The organism is Blastococcus sp. CCUG 61487 (genome assembly GCF_005222955.1).
Classification (GTDB): domain Bacteria; phylum Actinomycetota; class Actinomycetes; order Mycobacteriales; family Geodermatophilaceae; genus Blastococcus.
This window is the reverse complement of record NZ_LWUA01000174.1, coordinates 1-582: the sequence shown is the minus strand read 5'-3', so window position 1 is coordinate 582 and position 582 is coordinate 1. Positions and strand designations below refer to the sequence as shown.

The window sequence follows — 582 nt, the reverse complement described above, 5'->3', positions numbered from 1 at the left end:
GTCGGCCGCCGCGGCCACCAGGGCCTCGCACCGCTGGGCCTCGTCGCCGAGCCGGGCGATCCGCGCCGGCAGGTCGGCGTCCTCGCCGCGAGCCGCGGCGAGCTGCGCGGTGACGTCGGCGAGCGCCGAGCGGAGCGCGGTCACCGCCGCCTGCTGCCGACCGAGCTCCTCGCGGTCGGCCGCGAGGGCGCCGGACTCGGCCTCCCGCTGGGCTCGTGCCGCCTCGAGGACGGCTCGCGCGGACGCCAGGCCCGCGGCGAGCTCCTGGGTGGTGCGCTGCTCGATGACCGTGGCGGCGAGCTCCGTCTCCTGCGCGGCGATCGGCTCGGTGCCCGCCTGCGCCCGGCAGGCGGCGAGCTCCCGCTCCGTCGTCGCGGCGACCTCGTGGGCAGCGGTCCAGCGCGCCTCCGCCTGCTCGGCGGCGACGCGCGCCGCGTCCTCCTGCTCCCGGGTGACCAGCGGCCCGCCCGGCACCGCGGGCGACGGGTGCTCCGCCGCACCGCACACCGGGCACGCGCAGCCGTCCTCGAGGCCGGCGGCCAGCTCGGCGGCCATGCCGTCGAGCCGCTGCGCGCGCAGGTC

The 582-nt window shown here is 80.9% G+C and carries 1 pseudogene; it reads right to left on the bottom strand.

Annotation, left to right across the window (positions count from 1 at the left end):
• Window positions 1–582 (bottom strand): annotated as a pseudogene (locus A6V29_RS20835) (SMC family ATPase); the annotation flags it as partial.